Here is a 19,707-nt window from a genome sequence, read left to right as displayed (position 1 = left end):
AGAGTGTGTCGTGAAAAAACAGATCTGTTTCGCCCTGGCCTGTTTGGTTGTGGTCGGTTTCGCTGTGCTGCCCACATTGCAAGCCCAGATGCCGCCCTCGAACATCACCTACGAGGCTCCGGAAATCATGCCCCGGCTGGGTCCGAGCCACTTTTCCCATGATTCCCACTACGCCCATGACTGCATGACCTGCCACCATATGTGGGACGGCTTTTCCGAGATCAAGAGCTGCTCCGCCGAGGGGTGCCACGACCAGCGGGGCACCATGAAAATGGAAGGCAGCACCATCTATTACGCTTTCCACAAAAAATCGAGTCAAGCCAGCTGCCTGGGCTGCCATATGCAGCTCAAGAAAGCCGGTGAGCCCACCGGTCCTATCGGCTGCACGACCTGCCACGAGAAACAGGATTAAGCGCTTTCCCTTTTTTTAAAATGCCACGTAAAAGAGCCGCTGACCTGATGGTCAGCGGCTCTTTTACGTGGCACCCAATCGCTGCCTTGGCAGGAGGGAGGGCGGCTCCGACGGAGCCAAAGCCCCCCAACGAGATCACACCTCGAGAGGAAAAGCCGGAGTCCCGATTTCGATCCCGATAGCGATTTGCAGAGGCCCCACGTCTTCAATCCTTCAATTCCTCGATTCCTCAATTCCTCAATCTTCTTAACCACTTAAAACCTAAAACTTGACACTTCCCTTCTTCTTCTCCTCCTTCCCCAACTCCGCCACCCGGATATACTTGTGGAAGACATAGAAAAAACCGTTGAGAGCCAGGATCAGCCCGGCCCGCCCGTCCAGAAATCCCCTTTTGAGCACATAGATCTTGAAAAACCGGGCCAGACCGTGGCCCAACGCTTTACCCAGCCCAGCGCGTTCGCCGCGCGCGAATTTGTCTTCAGCCGCGCTCTGGGTATAGCTGTTGATTTTCTCCAGATGCTCAGCCAGTCCGCTGTAGGGATAGTGGACGATGTCGCCCTGAAGTTTTCCGGTAGGGCCCTGAGGATGGAAGCTGTAATGGGGCATGGAAATCTTGAGTTCCATGCGCTCCAGCCGGAAAACCCGCAGCAGATAATCCGGGTACCAGCCGCTGTGGGCCAGGAAGCGATCAAAATAAAAGGAGCGCCGGGGGCAGTACCAGCCGGCCATCTCGCCGGGATTGGCCAGCACGCCCTGGATCTCCTCCTGGAGTTCCGGCGTGCAATACTCGTCGTGGTCCAGGGAGACCACCCAGTTGGTGCGCACCTGTTCGAAGGCGAAAGCGAACTGCGGCCCAGGGCCCTCCCAGGCCCGAGTCAGAATCCGCGCTCCGGCCGCCTCGGCAATAGCCAGGGTCCGGTCCGTACTCCCGGAATCGACCACCAGGATCTCGTCGCAAAAGGCCAGCGAGGCCAGGGTCTGTTCCAGGACCCGTTCGCCGTTGAACGTCAGGACCAACCCGGTAACGCGTTCCCTGTTCATGCCTGCTCCTCGGTCGTTTGCCCCTCCAGCCAATGCTGCCAAGCCCGGTCGGCCCGCTCAGCGTAGAGTTCCTTACGCCGGGCTTTTTTGGCCCGCACCCCGAGCGGGGGCATGAGACCGAAATTCACGTTCATGGGCTGAAAATGCTTGTTCGGCGTGGAGAGATGCCCCAAAAGCGCCCCCATCGCCGTCTCCACGGGGGGCAGATCCACCGCTTCGCCGTGCAAACGCCCGCCAAGGAATTTCCCGAGCCAGAACCCACTGGCCGCCGACTCCACATACCCTTCGACCCCGGTGATCTGGCCAGCGAGGTAAACGCCCGGCATGTCCCGAAGTTCCAGATGGGGGAGCAGGACCCGCGGGGCATTGACAAAGGTATTCCGGTGGATGGACCCCATGCGCACAAATTCGGCCTGCTCCAGCCCGGGGATCATCCGAAAGACCCGCTTTTGCTCCGGATAGGTCAGTTTGGTCTGGAACCCGACCAGATTGCACATGGTCTTTGCCGCGTTTTCGGGACGCAATTGGACCACGGCAAAGGCCTGTTTCCCGGTCCGCGGGTCTTCCAGGCCGACCGGTTTGAGCGGCCCGTAGGCCAGGGCCAATTCCCCGCGCTCAGCCAAGGTCTCTACAGGCAGACACCCCTCGAAATGGACCGACTTTTCAAACTCCCGCGCCGGCACCTTGTCCCCGTCCAGGAGGGCCTGGCGAAAGCGATAATAGGTCGCTTCGTCCATGGGGCAATTGAGATAGTCCTTCTCCTCCGGATTGTAGCGTGAGGCCCAGAAGGCGACGTCCATGTCCACAGAATCGGTGTTCACAATCGGCGCGATGGCGTCATAGAAATAGAGATCTTCCCCCCCGATGCGCTGGACCAGATCCGCGGCCAGGGTTTCGGAAGCCAACGGCCCCGCCGCGACAACCACAGCGTCAAACCCGGACAGGGCCGGGTCGGTCAGCGAGCGGATCTCCTGACGCCGAAGACCAATACGAGGGTGCGCCTCCAGGGCGCTGGTGACGGCGGCGGAAAAGGCATGCCGGTCCACGGCCAGGGCTTTGCCTGCCGGGACCCGGGTCTTCCGGGCCGCATCCATGATCAGACTGCCGGCGGACTCCATTTCCCGCTTGAGCTGGCCAACCGCCGTGGTCGTGTCGTCGGAGCGCAAGGAGTTGGAACAGACCAGTTCGGCCAGGCCGGACTCGGTGTGCGCCGGGGAGAACCGCTCCGGTTTCATTTCGAAAAGCGTTACTTCGATATCGCGGTGGGCCAGGGCCCAGGCTGCTTCCGAGCCAGCCAGCCCGCCGCCGATAACTGCGACGCGCTGCGGAGTATGTATTTCAGACATAGAGTGGTTTCCATTTGTGGTCGTATTTGCAAAGAGATGTGACAGTGCGGAGGTCGGCTCCGGCGGAGCCGAAGCCGACAGGAAAATCAACCCGACATGAAAAGGCAGGGCAGGGTCACTGCACACGATCTGTTCAAAGGCTTCCGTCGGACGCTTCGCGTTCAGCAATTTAATCTCAAGGCGTCGGGACTGGCCGTGACTCCCTCATATCCGTTCACGGATACCAGATAACCGCTTCGCGAAGATCGATCCCGATTTCGATACCGATCCCGATTTGAAAAGGATTCCTATTCTTCAATCCCTTGATTCATCAATCCCTCGATCCTTCAATTTCAAAATCCCTCAATTTTCTTCAATATCTATCCCCACCGCCTCCTCCAAAGACCCATACAGCGGCGCCAGCTCATGCAGCCCAAGGCGGCGGAAGACCTCCTGGAAGTTCTCGGAGAGACAGACGACCCGCAGCTGCGGATACTCCCGCAGCAGGCTTTCAAGGGCCGCCAGCCCGCCGCCGTTGACCGAAACGCTGGCCGGAAAATGAAGAACCATCGCCCCACGCGCCTTTGCTGCGGCCCGCTCCAGGGCTTGGCGCAAAAACGGTTCGCTCTCGCTGGTCACATGGCCGTGCGCAGTGACCACCACTGCCGACTCCAGAGACTGGACTTCAATATTCTGCTCCTGCTCCCGGCTGCAGGCCCGGCGCTCCTTGCACCGCTCCAATGAGGTCTCCAGGGCCTCGCGGCCCAGCGGCTTATTGATAAAATCGGCGGCGTCGCATTCCAGGGCCCGCAAAGCGAGTTCCATATCCCCGTGCCCGGTGATGACAATGACTTCGGTGGCCGGCGACCGTTTTTTGATCGCCCGCAAGACCTCAATCCCGTCCATGCCCGGCATTTTAATGTCCGTCATCACCAGCGGCGGCTGGTGGGCGTCGAACAGGCGCAACCCCTCCTCCCCGGTCAGGGCGGTGAGCGGTGTATAGCCAAAGGCCTCCAGAAACAGGGCGAACATATCCAAAGTGGGTTGCTCGTCATCAATGACCAGAACGGCTTCGGTCATGGGGTGCTCCTTTGCAAAACGCCCGGGGCGGTCTTGGCCACCGGAAAAGATACCGTAAAGCACGCCCCTTCACCCGGCGTGCTGTCGATGGTGATGGTCCCTTGATAGTCGCGGACCAGGGACTGGGTGATCGCCAGCCCCAAACCCATGCCCTGCCCGCTCGACTTCGAGGAGACAAAGGGCTCGAAAAGGGTCTGGCGCAGGGAATCAGGGATACCGGGCCCGGTATCGCAGACCGCAGCGCAGACCCGCCCGTCCGCCGCCCAGGTCCGGACATGGATAGTGCCCTCGGCCTGCGGCGAACTGCGGCGCAGCTCTTCAATGGCCTCTTTGGCGTTGGTAAAGAGATTGAAAAAAACCTGCTGCAACCGGGTGTCCTGGGCCAGAACAGGCGGCAGATTCTGACCAAGAGCCAGATGAAAATCAACATTGTGGAGTTGAAATTGCTGCCGCAGGATAGAGAGCACCGCCTTGATCGGCTCATTGATGTCCAGAACATCCTTGGAAAGCGTCTCTTTGCGACCAAACGCCCGCAAGGTGGCGATGATGCCGGCGGCCCGGTCGACTTGAGCGCTGATTTCGTGGACCACGCCCTGCCACCGTTCCGGCGGCAGTTCCGTCCCCCGCTCCACCGTAAGCGCCAGAAAATCACTGCCCATCTTGATGGCGTTCAACGGCTGGTTGAGCTCATGGGCGATCCCGGCGGACATCTCGCCAAGGCTCTTCATCTTCGCCGCCTGAATGAGTTGGGCGTCTTTTTCGATCATCTCCGTAATGTCGGTGCAGGCCACGATCAGGGCCGGACAGCCGGTGTAGCTGATGACGCAGGCGTGGGCATTGACAAAGAACGGATGCTGGTCCCGTTTGTAATGGATCTCCTTGGGATAATAGACACACCCCTGCATGGGCATATCTTCGACGAAATCGTGGACACATTTCTGGGCCTGATCTGGAGCGAGTTCGGCAAAGGGCATACCCCGCAACTCGTCGGCCCCGTATTCGTAAATCTCCTGCGCCCGGGGATTGGCATCGAGGATGCGCATATCCTCCTGGGCCAGGACGAACACCGGGTCCGGTCCGCTGGCAAACAGGGAGCGGTACTTTTCTTCCGATTCCTGGAGCCGTTTGCGATACAGCCGGATGGAGCCGACCATGTTCCGAAAGGCCGTGGCCAATTGGGAGACCTCGTCGCCCGAGCGGGGGCGGTAAAAAACGCATTCCCGGCATTGCGGCTCGTCCTGGGCGATGTCCTCCGGACAGCCGTCGTTCGGCGACGCCCCGTCAAGATGCCAGCAGGGCACATTCGTATCCCGGTAGGCCGGGCATTGCTGCAATTTGTCGCCCAGTTCCACACCGCTTAAATCCTCAAGAGAGACGTCGAAATTCCCCCGGCTGAGTTCATCAGCGGCGCCGGTCAGCGACCGGATGGGCCTGGTGATGTATTTCGCCAGCAAATGACTGATAACAAATACGATGACCACGACCGCGGAGATAAACCCCAGAAAAGTCACCCGGAGTTTGTAGACAAGGCTGTCGATGTGGCTCTTGTTCAATCCGACGTGGACCGTGCCGATGCGGTAGATGCCTTCTTTGATGGGCACGCCGATGTCAAAGGCTTCTCCCTCGGCCACCGGCACCAATTGCATGCTTTCCCGGGCGCCGGGCGGGATGGGATTGGCCATGTGCAACGATTCGGGAAACGGCCTGGTAAAGGTGTGGGCCAGGACAGTGTGCTCACGGTCGAGGACGTAGATGTAGTCGATCAGATGGTGACGCTCCCGCAATTGGGCCTCGTCAAAGATGAGACTCAACAATTGCGGGTACTCCTTGTCCAGGATATAGCCGCCGCCGCGCTCAGAGATGCTCCGGGCAATAGCCACACCCCGCATCTTGAGCTCACTCGTCAGCCCGGAGACCAGTATCCACCGGGCCAGAAAAGCGATGGCTACACTGATGACCAGTATAACGGTCAGCATGGACAAGAAAATTTTATTCTTCAGCGTCACGTTCATTTTTTTTTTAAAAAGTTTTATGTTTTATGTGTTAAGTTTTAAGGAAGAAAGACAGCACCTAAAAAATCATACCTCTTGTATATTAAACCAGGTAATAAAACCCAAATCACCACCTGATTCTTCAGCTCTTGAATTCTTCAATCTCTAAACTCTTCAATTCCTCAATCTCCTTATTTCCTGACTCCTCAATTTCTGAATTCTTCAATTCCTCAATTCCTCAATTCTTCAATCTTCTTAAATCTCAAATCTTAAATCTTAACACGTAACACTTAACACTTAAAACGTAACACGTAAAACTTCTTCTCATTCCTCCAACAACTGAAACGCCCCATCCTGCAGTCGAGTCAGATAGACTTCGTCCAACCCCTGATTGTCCTGGGGCCCGAACCGGATGCGGGTTCGGCCGCCAAGATCGAAATTCCGCATTTGCTGAAAAGCCTGAAGAAACCGCTCCCTCGTTAAGTCCCGCCCGGCCCGGCGCAATCCTTCAACGAGAATACGGGCGTTGAGATACCCTTCCAGGCCGACTACATTCGGCGTCTCCTCAGGGTAATACCGTTTCAGGAGTTGGATATACTCCCGGGCAAGCGGCAAAATCTCCTCGGTGGCCGCTGCGGTGGGCGGCGGCACCACCTGGGACATGAACACCGAAGCGTCATCCACGGAATACCTGGCCAAGTGGTAGGCCAGATCTTCGGCGCCGACAAAGGAAAGGGCATAGAAGGTGGGCGTGTAGCCACTGCGGCGGGCCATCTGGATGAGCTTGGCACACGGTTTCGAGGTTCCGATCATGACCACGGCGTCAGCTCGCGATGTGCGTATCCGGCGCAGGGCGTCGCTGACATCCAGGGTGCCGCGAATGTAGGAGCCGCGCGCCACCGGGGTCAGATCGTACTGCCGCAGGGCCAGTTCGGTCCCGGCCAGTCCGTCGAAGCCGTAGGCGTCGAACTGGTAAAACACGGCGATCCGTTCCTTCTCGAGGCCTTCGACGAGATGCCGGACAATGGCCGCGGTCTCCTGGTAATACGAGGGCCGAATATTGATCAGCAGCCGATTGTACGGCTCCCTGAGTCCGTTGGCGCCGGTGAACATGCCCACCAGGGGGATCTCGGCGTCCTCGATCATCGGCACCACCTTCACCGTGGTCGGTGTGCCGACATAAGAAAAGAGGGCAAAAACCTGGTCTTCAATGATCAGCCGCTGGGTGTTGGCCAGACATTGCGGCGGTTCGTAGCTGTCGTCGTAAGCTCGGACCACAATACGCCGGCCGTGAACGCCCCCCTGGGCGTTGATCTCCCGGATATAGGCCATGGCCCCGTGGTAGAGCTGTGAGCCGAGATACCCGGCGTGGCCTTCCAGCGCCAGGGATGAGCCAAGAAAGATCTGATTTTCCGTGACCCCGGTGGAGATAGGGCTGTCAGAGTTGGAGTCGCGCTGGACCGGACAGCCGGGGACTAACGCGGCCAGCAGGATGAGCAGCGCACCGAGGACGGCGGCGGCAATCAGCCCCCCCTTGCTTGGTCTGTCAGCAGTGGTGTACATATCCTGTCCCATGCTCGATACTCCCTGCACACTTTCTGAGGAGAGCGCCCACGCCCGTCTCTCCGGATTCTGCTGGCCCGACGGCACCGTCTTTTGCCCGCGATGCCGGGAGACCGCCATCTATCACCTCGCCTCAGGGCGCAAACGGTGCGGGGGATGCGGCTACACCTTCCATGACTTCAGCGGTCGCTGGCTCAATTCCGCGGGTCTTGGCAGCAGCCATTGGCTCTGCTTCATCCGTCTCTTCTGCCAGGGACGCCCGCTCAAGGAGGCTGCCGAAGCCCTGGGACGGTCCTATAATGTCGTCTACAAAGCGGCAACCGTCTGCCGCTTCGCCATCACCGCCGGATCTCTGGACGGGGCGCAGATCATGGGGCGACAAACCGGTCTCTCGGCCTGCCTCCATAAAGGCAAGGTCCAGGGGCTCAACCATGTCCAATGCCAGACACCCCCCGTCTTCGGCATCATCGAACGGCGCGGCATGGCCTTTCTGGACTATCTGCCCCATTTCACGACCGAAGACATCCTCCACTTCCACCGCAGCTTCCACCTCCCGGCCAGCTGTCACGGCAATATCCTCGTCACCGGGGCCTACCGGCGCTACTCGAGTCTCATCCTCTGTGGCAGCCCGGATTTTCCGTGGTACCTCATAACGCCAGAACACGGAAGCCGTCCGGCGGCCACTCCGTTCTGCGCCTTCGTCCTCGAGCAGCTCAAGGGGTACAAAGGGATCAGCCCGCCCCGCTTCCCACTGTATCTCAAGGAAATCGAGTTTCGCTACAACCACGCCCCCGAGAAACAGGAGGAACTGCTGGCCAAACGGCTGTGCGGCTTCGTACCGGATGAAACGGACATCGACTGAACGGCCTGGAGAAGAGGAGAGGCGCAGACAGGAGACGGAGGACGGAACACTGAGGACGGAAGACGGAGGACAGAAGACGGAAAAAAAACCACCATCACATCGCTATCGGGATCGGTATCGAAATCGGGTCTCCGACCTTTCATCTGGGGTGGAGATCTCCATGTCGGCTTCGGCTCCGCCGGAGCCGACCTACGCACGAAGATGAGTGGTGAATTATGGGATTGAAAATTGAGGGATCGAGGAATTGAAGAATGGGGGCCTCTTCAAATTGCTATCGCTATCAGGTTGCTATCGCTATCAGGATCGGTATCGAAATCGGATTGTGGTTTTACGCTCCCGTAGGTCGGCTGGAAGCGCAGCGCCAGCCGACGAAAGCGTTGGTTTGCAGCCGCTGGCTGTGACCGGGTCGCATTTGAAACGACAACAAAGCTGCACCGCCTTTAGTCCCAATCAAAATCGAATTTTGATTTGAGATTCCAGGACAGTGGTTTTAAGCACACTGGAAAACCAGATATTCCCCCCCCTGAGCACCTCTCCAGATAACTGCTTGCTGATAACCGATAACTGATACCCACAACACGCTGAAGACAAAGAGAGCTACAACAGCCGCACGGCCCGTGTCCCCGTCCGGCTATGTTTCTTGCTGAAGTAAAGAGTTGACCAATTCCTGGATCCCGGAATGGTGGTTCTGGATATGGAGGAATTCACCGATGGTCGGCTGACTGGGCTGGCGCAGCAAGGGCATACGGGCTTCGCTCGGGGTCTTGTTCCCCTTGCGCTGGTTGCATCCCCGGCAGGAGGTCACGCTGTTGGTCCAGGTGGTCTGGCCTCCGCGCGACTTGGGCAGGATATGGTCGATGGTCGGATGGTCGCGGCAAGACCCGCCGCAATACTGACAGCGGTACCCGTCGCGAAGAAAGATGTTACGCTTATTGAGTGGGACTTTGCCTTTGTAGATCCGGCGCACCATCTTTACCAGACGCACAATGGCCGGCACCATGAATTCGGTTCCGAAACTGGCGACCTTGAGCGTACTGTACTGCAGGACTTCCACCTTCCCCTTGAGATAGAGGTTGATGGCCCGTTTCCAGCTGATGCTGTGCAGATAGGTGTAATTGGCGTTGAGTACGAGGACGCGCACGTTCCGCCTCCCGCATTTGCGGCGTGCTCACCCGAACATGGCTCGCGTCCCGCCAGTGCCGCTTCACACGCCTTGAGCAGATAATTCCCGCCATACACAGTCCACCCTCTCTTGGCAACCGGCCCGCGCAAAAAGACACAACACTGCCATACAATTGACAAAAAATATGCCCAGCCGACGGTCAACCGCCCCCGCTCACTTGCTTCTATTCGCCGGAATCCCTACAGTGGCGCGACACTGCCGCCGCCCTGCACCGGTTGAGTGAACTGAATGGCTGGGAAAAGACACGCTATCTCCCAGGTCGCTCAACAATCCCCAGGGACGGCGTAAAAAACGTTCAAGGTCGCAGCGTATAGGCAATACGAAAGAGTTTGAACGTTTTGCCGCTTTGCTGCCATGGGGAGATTTTCAGCGATCTCCCCAAATGGCTGCTCAAAAACCGCACCCGCAGCTCGCTCAACAATCCCAAGGGTAAGGCGCAAAAAACGTTCAAGATCGCAGCGCATAGACAATACGGATAAATTTGAACGTTTTGCCGCTTTGCTGCCATGGGGAGATTTTCAGCGACCTCCACAAATGGCTGCTCAAAACCGCACCTGCAGCTCGCTCAACAATCCCAAGGGCAAGGCGCAAAAAACGTTCAAGGTCGCAGCGTATATGGAATACGCAAGAGTTCGAATGTTTTGCCGCTTTGCAGCCATTGGGAGATTTTCAGCGACCTCCACAAATGGTTGCTCAAAACCGCACCCGCAGGTCGCTCAAAAATCCCAAGGGACGGCGCAAAAAACGTTCAAGGTCGCAGCGTATATGGAATACGTAAGAGTTTGAACGTTTTGCCGCAACGCAGCCATTGGGAGATTTTCAGCGATCTGCCCAAATGGTTGCTCAAAACCGCACCCGCAGATCGCTCAAAAATCCCAAGGGCAAGGCGCAAAAAACGTTCAAGGTCGCAGCGTATATGGAATACGTAAGAGTTTGAACGTTTTGCCGCAACGCAGCCATTGGGAGATTTTCAGCGATCTGCCAAGAGGCCCCTATGCCGCAGAACAAAGGCGACCTCACCACCCGCCCCATTCCGCAGCTCATCCGCCAGATCGCCATCCCGGCGAGCATCGGCATCTTTTTTCACACCATGTTCAATGTGGTCGACACCTATTTCGCTGGCCATTTCTCCACGCAGGCCCTGGCCGCGCTGTCGCTTTCGTTTCCAGCCTTTTTCCTGATCATTGCCATGGGCTCGGGACTGCAAACCGGCACCACAGCGCTCATCGGCAACGCCCTGGGCAGCTACGACCACGAAGAGGCGGGCCGCCTGGCCCTGCAGGGACTGGTATTTGGACTGATCACCGGCATCCTCCTCACAGGCGTGGGGATCGCTGTCTCGCCGTGGCTGTTTCGCTCCCTCGGCGCTTCAGGCGATTACCTGGCGATCACCCTGGAGTATATGGACACCATTTTCATCGGGGCGGCCGCCTTTCTGCTCGTGTACATGAATAACGCCATCCTCCAGGCCCAGGGCGACACCCGTCCCTTTCGCAACTTCCTCATTGCCGGTTTCGCCGCCAATTGTGTCCTCGATCCGTGGTTCATCTTCGGGGGGTACGGCGTGCCCGCAATGGGCATCCAGGGCGTGGCCTTGGCCACCATCTGCATCCAGGCTGGAGGCGCGGCCTACCTGGGCTGGAAAGCCCGCAAAACCGGCCTGGTGCGCATGCAACAATGGCGCGACCTCATCCCCCAATGGCGCCCCTGTCGGGAAATCGCCAGACAGGGACTCCCCTCGAGCCTGAACTACATGACCATCGGCCTCGGCATCTATGTCATCACCTATTTTGTCAGCGACTTCGGTCCGCAGGCTGTCGCCGCCTACGGCTCGGCCATGCGCGTGGAACAGATTGCGCTGTTGCCGAGCATCGGCCTGAACATCGCCACGTTGAGCCTGGTGGCCCAGAACCGCGGCGGACAGCGCCATGCCCGGATCTGGGAGACCATCGGCAAAGCTCTGCAATACGGCGCCATAGTCACCGGCATCGGGACCGTCGGGGTCCTGCTCCTGGCGCGGCCACTGATGGGGGTCTTCACCGACGATCCGGCGGTCGTGGATATCGGGACGACCTACCTGCGCATCGACGCCCTCGTCTTTTTCGCCTACGTCATCCTGTTTGTGCACGTCGCCGCGTTGCAGGGCGTCAAGCGTCCCATGTTCGGGGTCTGGATCGGCCTGGCTCGGCAGATCGTCGGCCCGGCCCTTGTCTTCAGCCTGCTGATCAAGGTCTTGGGCGTGGGGTTGCTCGGCATCTGGTGGGGGATTTTTGGAGTCACCTGGGCCGCGGCCCTCACCGCCGCGCTTGTCGGGCGGCGCTATCTGGCACGGGTGCTGGCGGAGGATGCGCAGCGTGACAAGACATAGAATCCGGATTCTCTTTCTCTTGCTGGTGCTCATCGGTTCCACCGGAAGTGCCTGGGCTTGGCCGGGACGGGTGCTAGAGATCGCCTCTTCGCAGGTGCTGGTGATCAAGACGGAGCAGGAGGTCAAGCGGGTGAGTCTGTTCGGTGTGGACAGCGTGCCCAAGGGCCACCCGCACCAAGCCCAGGTCCAACGGTGTATCAAAAACGAATTGGCCCCGCTCAACCGGGTCGAGGTCGTGCCGGTACAGGGGCACCAGGCCCATGTCTATATTGAAGGCGACGGCCAGAATCTGGCCGAAGAACTCATCCGCGCCGGCTACGCCTGGGTCGACCGCGCGGACTGCGGCACACGGATCTGCCGCTTCTGGCGCTCCCTGGAAGCCCAGGCCCGGCAGGAACACCGCGGCCTGTGGGCTGAACCGTCATTCCCGGTTGGCAAATGAGAAGGTGTGCGGAATCCAGTCCACTGTATCTCTCTTGCCGGGGATACAGCTGACGTCGGCTGACGCTCTGCTTTCAGCCGACCTACCCGGGCAGAAAAATAAACAAATTGAGGGGATAGAGGAATTGAAGGATTGGATCGATTTCGATCCCGATCCCGATCCCGATTTCGATACCGATTTGGACACAACCCCTCTTCACCAACTCTCTAAAAAACCAGTAACTAACCGTACTCACGCCGTTTCTTTATCTATCCGCCCCAGCCACAGCACAATACACACTCCACCGACCTTCCCTCCCCGGACCGCCAGGCGCCTGCTTGGCTCTTACAAAGCAGAGCAGTTTTTTCAATATTCAACTTTGCAAATTTCTGTTCTACAATTATTGATTTGCAAATGTATATAATTTATATTTTTTTCCAATCTTGCAACTCTTCAAGTCATGATTTTCTCTTTGTTCTTCAATTCTTCAATACTTAAATCCTTCAATTCCTCAATTTTTCAATCCCTAAATCTCTCAATCCTTCAATTTTAAATCAAAAAAACCGGCGCCACCTCGAAAGGCAACGCCGGTTATAATCAACTCCAAGGCTGTCTATCAACCTAGCTGACTGCTACAAAACTCTTTATGCTGCAGGTCGTTCAAAAACCCCAAGGGCAAGGCGCAAAATACGTTCAAGGTCGCAGCGTACTTGGTCGTACGTAAGAGTTTGAACGTATTGCCGCAACACAGCCACTGGGAGATTTTCAACGGGCTGCTAAGCTTTCAGCAACCGCTTGGCAACCTCATCTTCCACATCAGCAATAAACGGCACTCCGGTTTCCTGTTCCGTCTCCCGGTTGGCCGAGGCGATGTCGTTGCGCTCGATCTCCGAAAGGCTGAAGTGGCGGGCACCGGCGAGAAGCTGCTGCAAGCCGGCTCCGATCTTGTCCATTGCCGTCCACATGGCGATCGCGCCGTACGGGATATTGGCCATCTCGTCGGCACCGACCTTTTCCTGCAGATCGTAATAGCCGGCAAAGATCTCGGCCGCGCTTTGACCGCGGTCCGCCACCGCCTTGGGCAGGGAATTCCAGTGGCCATGCACGTTCGCTTTGCGTTCTGGATTCAAAGCACCCTCGACATTGGCGCCAACAAATCCGGGGATCATCAACCCGCGGCCCATGCAGATCAGTTTGGTGTACGGGGCGCCCAGGGCCAGTCCTTTGTAGATCTGGTCCTCGGTGCCGAAGCCGCCGGCAAAGGAGAGGTCCACGACCCGTTTGCCCTGCGCCGCGAGCATTTTGGCGTACTCCACAGCCTTGGCGTGCAGCAGGACAGAGGGCACGCCCCAGCTTTCCATCATGTTCCACGGGCTCATGCCGGTGCCGCCGCCAGCGCCGTCAATGGTCAAGAGATCGAGTTCCGCGTCTGTGGCCAACCGCATGGCCAAGGCCAAGGCTTCCATGCCGTAGGCACCAGTTTTCAGGGAGATGCGGCTGAAGCCGAGCTTGCGCAACTCGGCCACCGCGTCCATAAACGCCTCGCTCACGCCGTCGGCAGTCGAGAGGTCTGTAAAGCCCAACCGGCTGTGACGGGCAAAGGCGCGGATGCCGCCGGCCTTGAACGACTCCTGCACGCCGGGCTTGGTCGGGTCCGGGTCGACCACGTAGCCGCGCTCTTTGAGAAACAGGGCGTAATCAAGGGAGTTGACTTCGATCTCGCCACCGATGTTCTTGGCGCCCTGGCCCCATTTGAGTTCGATGACCACCTGGTCGCCGTATTTCTCAGCCACGTATTCGGCCACGCCGTTGCGGGCGTCCTCGATGTTGAGTTGGACGATGATCGCGCCGTAGCCGTCATAATAGCGGAGATAGGTGTCGATGCGGCGATCGAGTTCCGGGGCCTTGGTGATCCGGCCGTTGGACAGTTCCGCGTCGCGGTCCACACCAACCACATTTTCGCCGATAACGATGGGAATCCCGGTCAGGGCGCAGCCGGTGGCGAAGGAGTCCCAATACTTGGAGGCGATAAACGTCGAGCCCAGGGCTCCGGTCATCAGAGGCAGGCGGACCTTGGTCGTCTTGTGACGGCCGAACTCGGATTCCAGACCGACGTTGGGGAAGACGCAGTCGTCGGGATCGTTGCTCAACCCTTCGGCCAGCCCGTCCGACCCGTAGCAAAACCCCTGAATGCGCAGCGAGGAATATGAAACGCCGGTGTGAGTCGTGCGCGCGCTGCCGGCGGTAACGATCCCGAAATCCCGGGGATAGAGCATCTTGCGCCCAGCCAGACTCGACATCCACATCTCGCACTTGCCCTGGCAGTCGGCCCGACACAAGGTGCACAGCCCGCTTTCACAAGGCGTGCCGCGGTTCACGGTTCCAAGAACATCATTACTCTTCGGTGGAATATGCATCCCTTCCTCTCCTTTGGGTTTGTAGAAAATGCGCGGACCATAGCGAGACCCCACAAGGAAGGCAAATGCATGTTACGAAAATGTAAATATACGTTTTCGTCAACCTATAAACTTTACTCAAAATATTCAAATACTTATTCCAATGAAAATCAAAACCGCCCCACAAAAAATATTTTTTGGCTCCCAAAATGGGAGCGTTTTTCTCCCACTTGGAAACCGGATCTGCTCCCAACCCGGCCAGATCCCAAATGCTGACTTGGCATACACTTGACTGTCAAAGCCAAGTTTTTCTCTTAATTCTATATGCTTCATCCCCACACTCTTGACTCGCCAACCACATACCCAGCCATCAGCCTCGGCCCCACCGCACCATTTGCCTCCACCCCGGTTCTTCGATATAAACATTTGGCCATTTTCTCTGCGGCTCATTCTGGTCCTCAACTACAAAAATCAAGCACTCCAGCCAATCTAGACCAAACTGCCAACAAGCCACCTGCAGATCTATGACCACATTACTCATCGCCTTTCTCTTCGCCTGGGGGCTGTGCCTGCTTCTAACCCCCATAGCGCGGCGCCTAGGCCGTCAATGCGGCGCCGTCGACGAACCCAATGCCCGCAAGGTCCATGCCTGCCCAGTTCCTCGTACTGGTGGCGTTGCGATTATTGCCGCACACATCCTGGGCCTGCTCACTATTAAACTTATCGGTACAGACATCAGTTCGCTTCTCACGTCCGAAACCGCTCTGCTCTCCCTCTGGGGCGGGGCCGCCCTCGTCTTCGGCATTGGACTGTGGGACGATTGTAAAGGGCTGGCAGCCAAACCCAAACTTGCAGTCCAAGTTCTCGCAGCCACTTGCGCCTTTTTCGGCGGCGTGGCCATTGACCCAAGTCCCCTTTTTGGCTGGCTCCCCATTCTTGACTCCTGGCTCGGCAGCTACCTGTTGACCCTGTTCTGGTTTGTCTTGCTCATCAATGCCATGAACCTTATTGACGGTCTCGACGGCCTGGCTGGGGGCATCGCTCTCTTTGTCTGTCTAGTGCTTTCCGTGATCCAGGTCATCAACCGTGATTTTCTTCTGGCCCTCTATTTCCTCACTCTGGCCGGAAGTGTTGCCGGTTTCCTGCGCTACAACTTTAACCCGGCGACCATTTTTATGGGCGACAGCGGCAGCTATTATCTCGGCTTCATGATCGCCGGATTAAGTATACTCGGCTCTGTCAAAAGCCATGTCGGCGCCACCCTCACTCTTCCGCTTCTGGCCATGGGGGTTCCGGTCTTCGACACCCTGTTCGCCCCGGTGCGCCGTATTATTCTCGGTCGCAGACCTTTTGAACCTGATCGACACCACTTGCACCACAAACTCCTCGCTCTGGGCCTGTCCTCAAAGCGCGTTGTCTTGGTACTATACGCGGTCACCGCAGCTCTCTGTGCCACTGCCCTCATCCTGGTGAACCTCCAGGACGAACAAAGCGGCCTGCTGCTGGTGCTCCTTGGGGTCGGGGTAGTCATCGCCCTGAACGGGTTGGGGTACTTCCGGTATGTGGACCGGGAAAAGGTGGGATCCTGGTTTCGCGACGTCGGCTTCGTCACCGGCCTGCACCGCGATCGGCGCCGTTTTCTGGATCTGCAGGTCCGAATCAATCAAAGTCAGACCTTCGATGCCCTTTGGGAGACCATAGCCCACGGACTGGCCTTGCTTGATATCGACTATGGGGAAATTCGATTGACTTCAAATTCAGAGGCTACAGATGTCCACCGCAATTGGACACGATCCAAGAAAGGGATTGACCTCCAGGCTCAAGGGTTGTTGAAGATGGAGTTGCCCTTGCAGTGTCAGGAAGGCCGCTACTTAGGAGAGTTGTGGCTGGTTAAAGACATCAAACGCTCCGACCTCGGGCACTACACCCTCAGCCGGATTGAGCACCTGCGACGGGCGGTGGTGCGGACCTTATCCAGATGGGACAAACCCAGCACGTAATCAGTAGGCCCCATCTCCTTCCTTTACGTCTATTCACGCCACGCGTAGGTGCCTCTATCTGTATCACGCGCAACCTGACGGTCCTCAGGTCCGGTTGGGTGATCTGGTATGGACACGAAAAACGCGCTGCTTCCCCCTGCTGCAACCACATCCTCAATGTCCATAGCTTTCCCCCTCCCCGTGCAATTACCGATTTCTGGACAGTCCCGGATCCGGTAATCTGAATTCTGCTCCTCGGACCGCCAGGCGCCTGCCAGGCTCATTGGGTGGACATCCCAATGGTGCCTCGTGCTTGCGGCACCGGCCCGCTGTGGACAAAACTCCCCGCCCCGCCTTTCGAACGATCAGAGGCAGCGACCATCAACTTCTCGTACCCCCCATTCATCGCTTTTCTCGCAATTCGCGAACCACTCTTGCCCCCGGTCCCCGATGGAAACAATCAGGGAATGCGGTGCCAGCCGGGAATTCCAAGGCACTTTTCCCCAGGCTTTTGCTGGCCAAAACATATCCAGCCTCCATTGCGTGGCCGAGACCATCCCCCGCATACCATCGCCTTGCTTGACGAACACCTCGCCCGATGTCATACAAAGTATGTCATCAACAAGGAGGAAAATCGTATGCCGAATACAACCAAAAGAGAAAAATGCTCCGAACGTTTCAGTTTTCGGATTTCCGCCCGAAACAATGAGCTCATTCGGTCTGCTGCCCAACTCAAAAATATGAGTGCGTCCCAATATGCAGCCGAAAGCGCAGCCAATCAAGCCGAGATGGACCTTGCAGACAGGCGCTCTTTCTCGCTCTCCGAGGGGCAAATGCAGGAATTTCTCAATGCCTTGGATCGTCCGATCCAGGAAAAGACCCGTTTGCGCCAACTCTTCAGAGAAAAAACGATTTTGGACCGGGACAGTGAATGACCGCCGCCGACTCCAGATTCCAAGGCCCTCTTTCAGATGTGGAGAAGCTCTCTGCAGTGCATGACTTAACCCACTTTGACTGCGGAAAAAATTCTTTGAACGTTTGGCTGCAGCGCTATGCAAGGCAGAACCAAAAGGCCGAGGCCGCCCAAACCTATGTTGTCCATCGCGAATACCGAGTTACTGGGTATTTCACGTTAACCTACGGCAGTGTCCAGCCTGAGGAAGCGCCTGCACGGATAATCAAAGGGTTAGCCCGGCACCCAGTACCAGTAGTCCTTTTGGCCCGCCTTGCTGTTGATGTGAACGAAGCCGGCAAAGGGCTTGGGAAAGCCTTACTCAAACAGTCGCTGATCCAGGTTGATGCTGCTGCAGACATCGCCGGCGCTCGTGCTCTGTTGGTACACGCCCTCGACGAGCCGGCGCGTGGCTTTTATGAACATTTTGGATTTGAACCGTCACCTGTGGACACCTACACATTACTGCTTCTTATGAAGGACTTGCGGGGGGTGCATTCGGTAGCTGCGACCGTTTTTAAAAAGTCAAATTGCCAAATAAGCAACTGTTATTTATTGAAAAGTTTCGGTAAATACTGTAATATCTCCGCAAATCTACCGGAGGTATTACCATGCAGACTGCTCTAAATCAGAGTGATATTTATAAAGAACGTGCTCATCGGAAGTACTTTAGCGATATGAAAGAATTATTTGACAACGTATACGATATAATTGACGTACCCGGGCTGTCACTTTTTGAAAATATTGAAAAACTCTGTGAGCATAAGCTATACAATCTCGATCCAAAAATGCTGTCTGCGATCATTGAGACCAAGCTAGAGCATTACTTTTCTGGCTTCGAATGCCCTCTATGTGGTTGCAAGTGTTCTCATAATAAAAAATCAAAGAGACATATCGAAACCACTTACGGAACCGTATCATTTGATTCACCTTATTATAAATGCAAAAACTGCGATAAATTTTATGAACCGTACGTCTCTGCGTTGAACCTTCGAAAGGGAAAGTACCAATACGACGTCCAAAAAATTGTCGCCAAAGTGGCCTCGTCGGTGCCTTTCGATGAAACAGCGGAAATCTTGTACGATACGCATGGCCTTTCCCTCTCCCAGGCTACAGTTCATGAGTTGACCAATGAACTAGCCGCCCATGCTCGACTTGAAGAGATCAGCCCAGAAGCAGCAACTATCCATGAGATTATCGAACAGGCTACCCGCCCCAATAAAGCCAGGCCGGTGCTTGTTTTCGCCGCAGATGGAGCCATGTCCCCAACTCGAACAGAAAAAGGCAAACCCAATGCGTGGAAAGAGGCCAAAGGTATACGGGTCTACTTGCTTGATGGGCAGCATTTAGCCCAAGTGCTGAGTTGGCATCAGATATGCGACAAACACCGCTTCAAATCCTTTTTGCAGCAGATTAAACAGCAAAACCTTTTCCCGGAAGACAAAGTTCGGATCTGCTGTATAGGCGACGGAGCCGGGTGGATATGGGAGGCGATGGAAGAGGCTTTTCCAGACGCACGGCAAATTTTGGATTATTACCATTGCCAAGAACATATCCACGAATTTGCCAACGCCCGCTTTGCTGACAAGGCAGCCCGGGACAAGTGGCTGCGTGAAACGACAAATCGGCTCTTTCAAAATAAACTGAGCAGTGTTCTCGCTGGATTGAGGCGAATGAAGCTCACCGGCGAGGCAGCAGAGAAGCGAGACGCTCTGTGCTCGTATTTGTCAAAGAACAAGGACCGCATGGATTACGGGAAAGCCAAGCGGGGCGGCTATCCTCTGGGCAGCGGGGCCATAGAAAGCGCTAACAAATTTATAAGCCACATACGGCTCAAACGCTCAGGAGCCTGGTGGAAAGTCGACCTGGCTAACAATATCCTGGCCTTGCGCTGTTCGAGGTACAACAAATCCTTCGATCGCTTCTTTGCCGCCTATGAAAAAAGCCAGCGGCAGGACTTAGGGTCGGCTCAGCCCCACTTGTCGCTTTGTCAAGGGGGTCGTCGCAAGTAGCGAATGCACCCCTTGCGGGAAATGACGCAGAAGCATCCGTAAAAATTGACGAGTCGTTGCAACCCGGGAGCGACGATAGCGCTCGTGAGTTTTGCGCTGTCAGCGATACCCGCACCAAAATC

General features: G+C 56.7%; 17 protein-coding genes. 9 read left to right on the top strand and 8 right to left on the bottom strand.

The window, feature by feature from the left end; all coding sequences use genetic code 11:
- Positions 1–10: 10 nt before the first annotated feature.
- Positions 11–412: a cytochrome c3 family protein gene (locus DRET_RS02035; RefSeq protein ID WP_015750868.1), complete on the top strand. Its 402-nt coding sequence runs from the start codon at positions 11–13 to the stop codon at positions 410–412.
- A gap of 261 nt (positions 413–673) precedes the next feature.
- Here DRET_RS02035 and DRET_RS02030 read toward each other — a convergent pair whose 3' ends face one another.
- The 5 genes from DRET_RS02030 to DRET_RS02010 all read right to left on the bottom strand — a co-directional run bounded on the left by DRET_RS02030 (position 674) and on the right by DRET_RS02010 (position 7,424).
- A complete protein-coding gene (locus DRET_RS02030; RefSeq protein ID WP_015750867.1) occupies positions 674–1,453 on the bottom strand; it encodes a glycosyltransferase family 2 protein in 780 nt (259 codons plus the stop codon).
- Positions 1,450–2,799 (bottom strand): methylenetetrahydrofolate--tRNA-(uracil(54)-C(5))-methyltransferase (FADH(2)-oxidizing) TrmFO, encoded by a 1,350-nt coding sequence (trmFO, locus tag DRET_RS02025; protein WP_015750866.1) that lies wholly within the window; start codon positions 2,797–2,799, stop codon positions 1,450–1,452. The genes DRET_RS02030 and trmFO overlap by 4 nt, the downstream gene beginning before the upstream one ends.
- A gap of 342 nt (positions 2,800–3,141) precedes the next feature.
- On the bottom strand, positions 3,142–3,858 hold the full coding sequence (locus tag DRET_RS02020; RefSeq protein WP_015750865.1) for a response regulator: 717 nt from the start codon (positions 3,856–3,858) through the stop codon (positions 3,142–3,144).
- Positions 3,855–5,834 carry an ATP-binding protein gene (locus DRET_RS02015; protein ID WP_244147919.1) on the bottom strand — a complete coding sequence of 660 codons (1,980 nt, stop codon included), beginning with the start codon at positions 5,832–5,834 and terminating at the stop codon, positions 3,855–3,857. The genes DRET_RS02020 and DRET_RS02015 overlap by 4 nt, the downstream gene beginning before the upstream one ends.
- Positions 5,835–6,173: 339 nt before the next feature.
- A complete protein-coding gene (locus DRET_RS02010; RefSeq protein ID WP_244147918.1) occupies positions 6,174–7,424 on the bottom strand; it encodes an ABC transporter substrate-binding protein in 1,251 nt (416 codons plus the stop codon).
- Between DRET_RS02010 and DRET_RS02005 the strand changes: the two genes are divergently transcribed.
- Complete coding sequence (locus DRET_RS02005) at positions 7,423–8,274, top strand: transposase (RefSeq protein WP_015750863.1); 852 nt, start codon at positions 7,423–7,425, stop codon at positions 8,272–8,274. The genes DRET_RS02010 and DRET_RS02005 overlap by 2 nt on opposite strands.
- 631 nt (positions 8,275–8,905) lie before the next feature.
- Here the strand turns inward: DRET_RS02005 and DRET_RS02000 are convergent.
- Positions 8,906–9,415 carry an HNH endonuclease gene (locus tag DRET_RS02000; RefSeq protein ID WP_015750861.1) on the bottom strand — a complete coding sequence of 170 codons (510 nt, stop codon included), beginning with the start codon at positions 9,413–9,415 and terminating at the stop codon, positions 8,906–8,908.
- A 576-nt stretch (positions 9,416–9,991) separates the two neighbouring features.
- Here DRET_RS02000 and DRET_RS13795 point away from each other — a divergent pair.
- The 3 genes from DRET_RS13795 (at position 9,992) to DRET_RS01990 (ending at position 12,267) form a co-directional block, all read left to right on the top strand.
- Complete coding sequence (locus DRET_RS13795) at positions 9,992–10,243, top strand: hypothetical protein (protein WP_167317782.1); 252 nt, start codon at positions 9,992–9,994, stop codon at positions 10,241–10,243.
- Between the two features lie 208 nt (positions 10,244–10,451).
- Complete coding sequence (locus DRET_RS01995; protein ID WP_015750860.1) at positions 10,452–11,825, top strand: MATE family efflux transporter; 1,374 nt, start codon at positions 10,452–10,454, stop codon at positions 11,823–11,825.
- On the top strand, positions 11,812–12,267 hold the full coding sequence (locus tag DRET_RS01990; protein WP_015750859.1) for a thermonuclease family protein: 456 nt from the start codon (positions 11,812–11,814) through the stop codon (positions 12,265–12,267). Before DRET_RS01995 ends, DRET_RS01990 begins: the two co-directional genes overlap by 14 nt.
- Positions 12,268–13,022: 755 nt before the next feature.
- On the opposite strand, the gene DRET_RS01985 is transcribed toward DRET_RS01990, so the two are convergent.
- Positions 13,023–14,663, bottom strand: coding sequence for a glutamate synthase-related protein (locus DRET_RS01985; protein WP_015750858.1), 1,641 nt, complete (start codon positions 14,661–14,663; stop codon positions 13,023–13,025).
- 126 nt (positions 14,664–14,789) lie between these two features.
- Positions 14,790–14,975 carry a hypothetical protein gene (locus DRET_RS01980; protein WP_041281836.1) on the bottom strand — a complete coding sequence of 62 codons (186 nt, stop codon included), beginning with the start codon at positions 14,973–14,975 and terminating at the stop codon, positions 14,790–14,792.
- 191 nt (positions 14,976–15,166) lie between these two features.
- Between DRET_RS01980 and DRET_RS01975 the strand changes: the two genes are divergently transcribed.
- From DRET_RS01975 to DRET_RS13235, 4 genes are all read left to right on the top strand, one after another.
- Positions 15,167–16,642, top strand: coding sequence for an MraY family glycosyltransferase (locus DRET_RS01975; protein WP_015750857.1), 1,476 nt, complete (start codon positions 15,167–15,169; stop codon positions 16,640–16,642).
- A 617-nt stretch (positions 16,643–17,259) separates the two neighbouring features.
- Positions 17,260–17,556, top strand: a complete 297-nt coding sequence (locus tag DRET_RS13790) for a type II toxin-antitoxin system TacA family antitoxin (protein WP_015750856.1) — start codon at positions 17,260–17,262, stop codon at positions 17,554–17,556.
- Positions 17,553–18,200, top strand: coding sequence for a GNAT family N-acetyltransferase (locus tag DRET_RS01960; protein ID WP_015750855.1), 648 nt, complete (start codon positions 17,553–17,555; stop codon positions 18,198–18,200). The genes DRET_RS13790 and DRET_RS01960 overlap by 4 nt, the downstream gene beginning before the upstream one ends.
- The gene (locus tag DRET_RS13235) at positions 18,185–19,585 is read left to right on the top strand and encodes an ISKra4-like element ISDere1 family transposase (RefSeq protein WP_015750832.1); all 1,401 of its coding nucleotides are present in this window, start codon (positions 18,185–18,187) and stop codon (positions 19,583–19,585) included. Before DRET_RS01960 ends, DRET_RS13235 begins: the two co-directional genes overlap by 16 nt.
- Positions 19,586–19,707 lie beyond the last annotated feature (122 nt).

The organism is Desulfohalobium retbaense DSM 5692, from assembly GCF_000024325.1.
GTDB lineage: Bacteria > Desulfobacterota > Desulfovibrionia > Desulfovibrionales > Desulfohalobiaceae > Desulfohalobium > Desulfohalobium retbaense.
The sequence above is the reverse complement of the archived record's forward strand: the minus strand, read 5'-3'. Positions and strand labels throughout refer to the sequence as shown.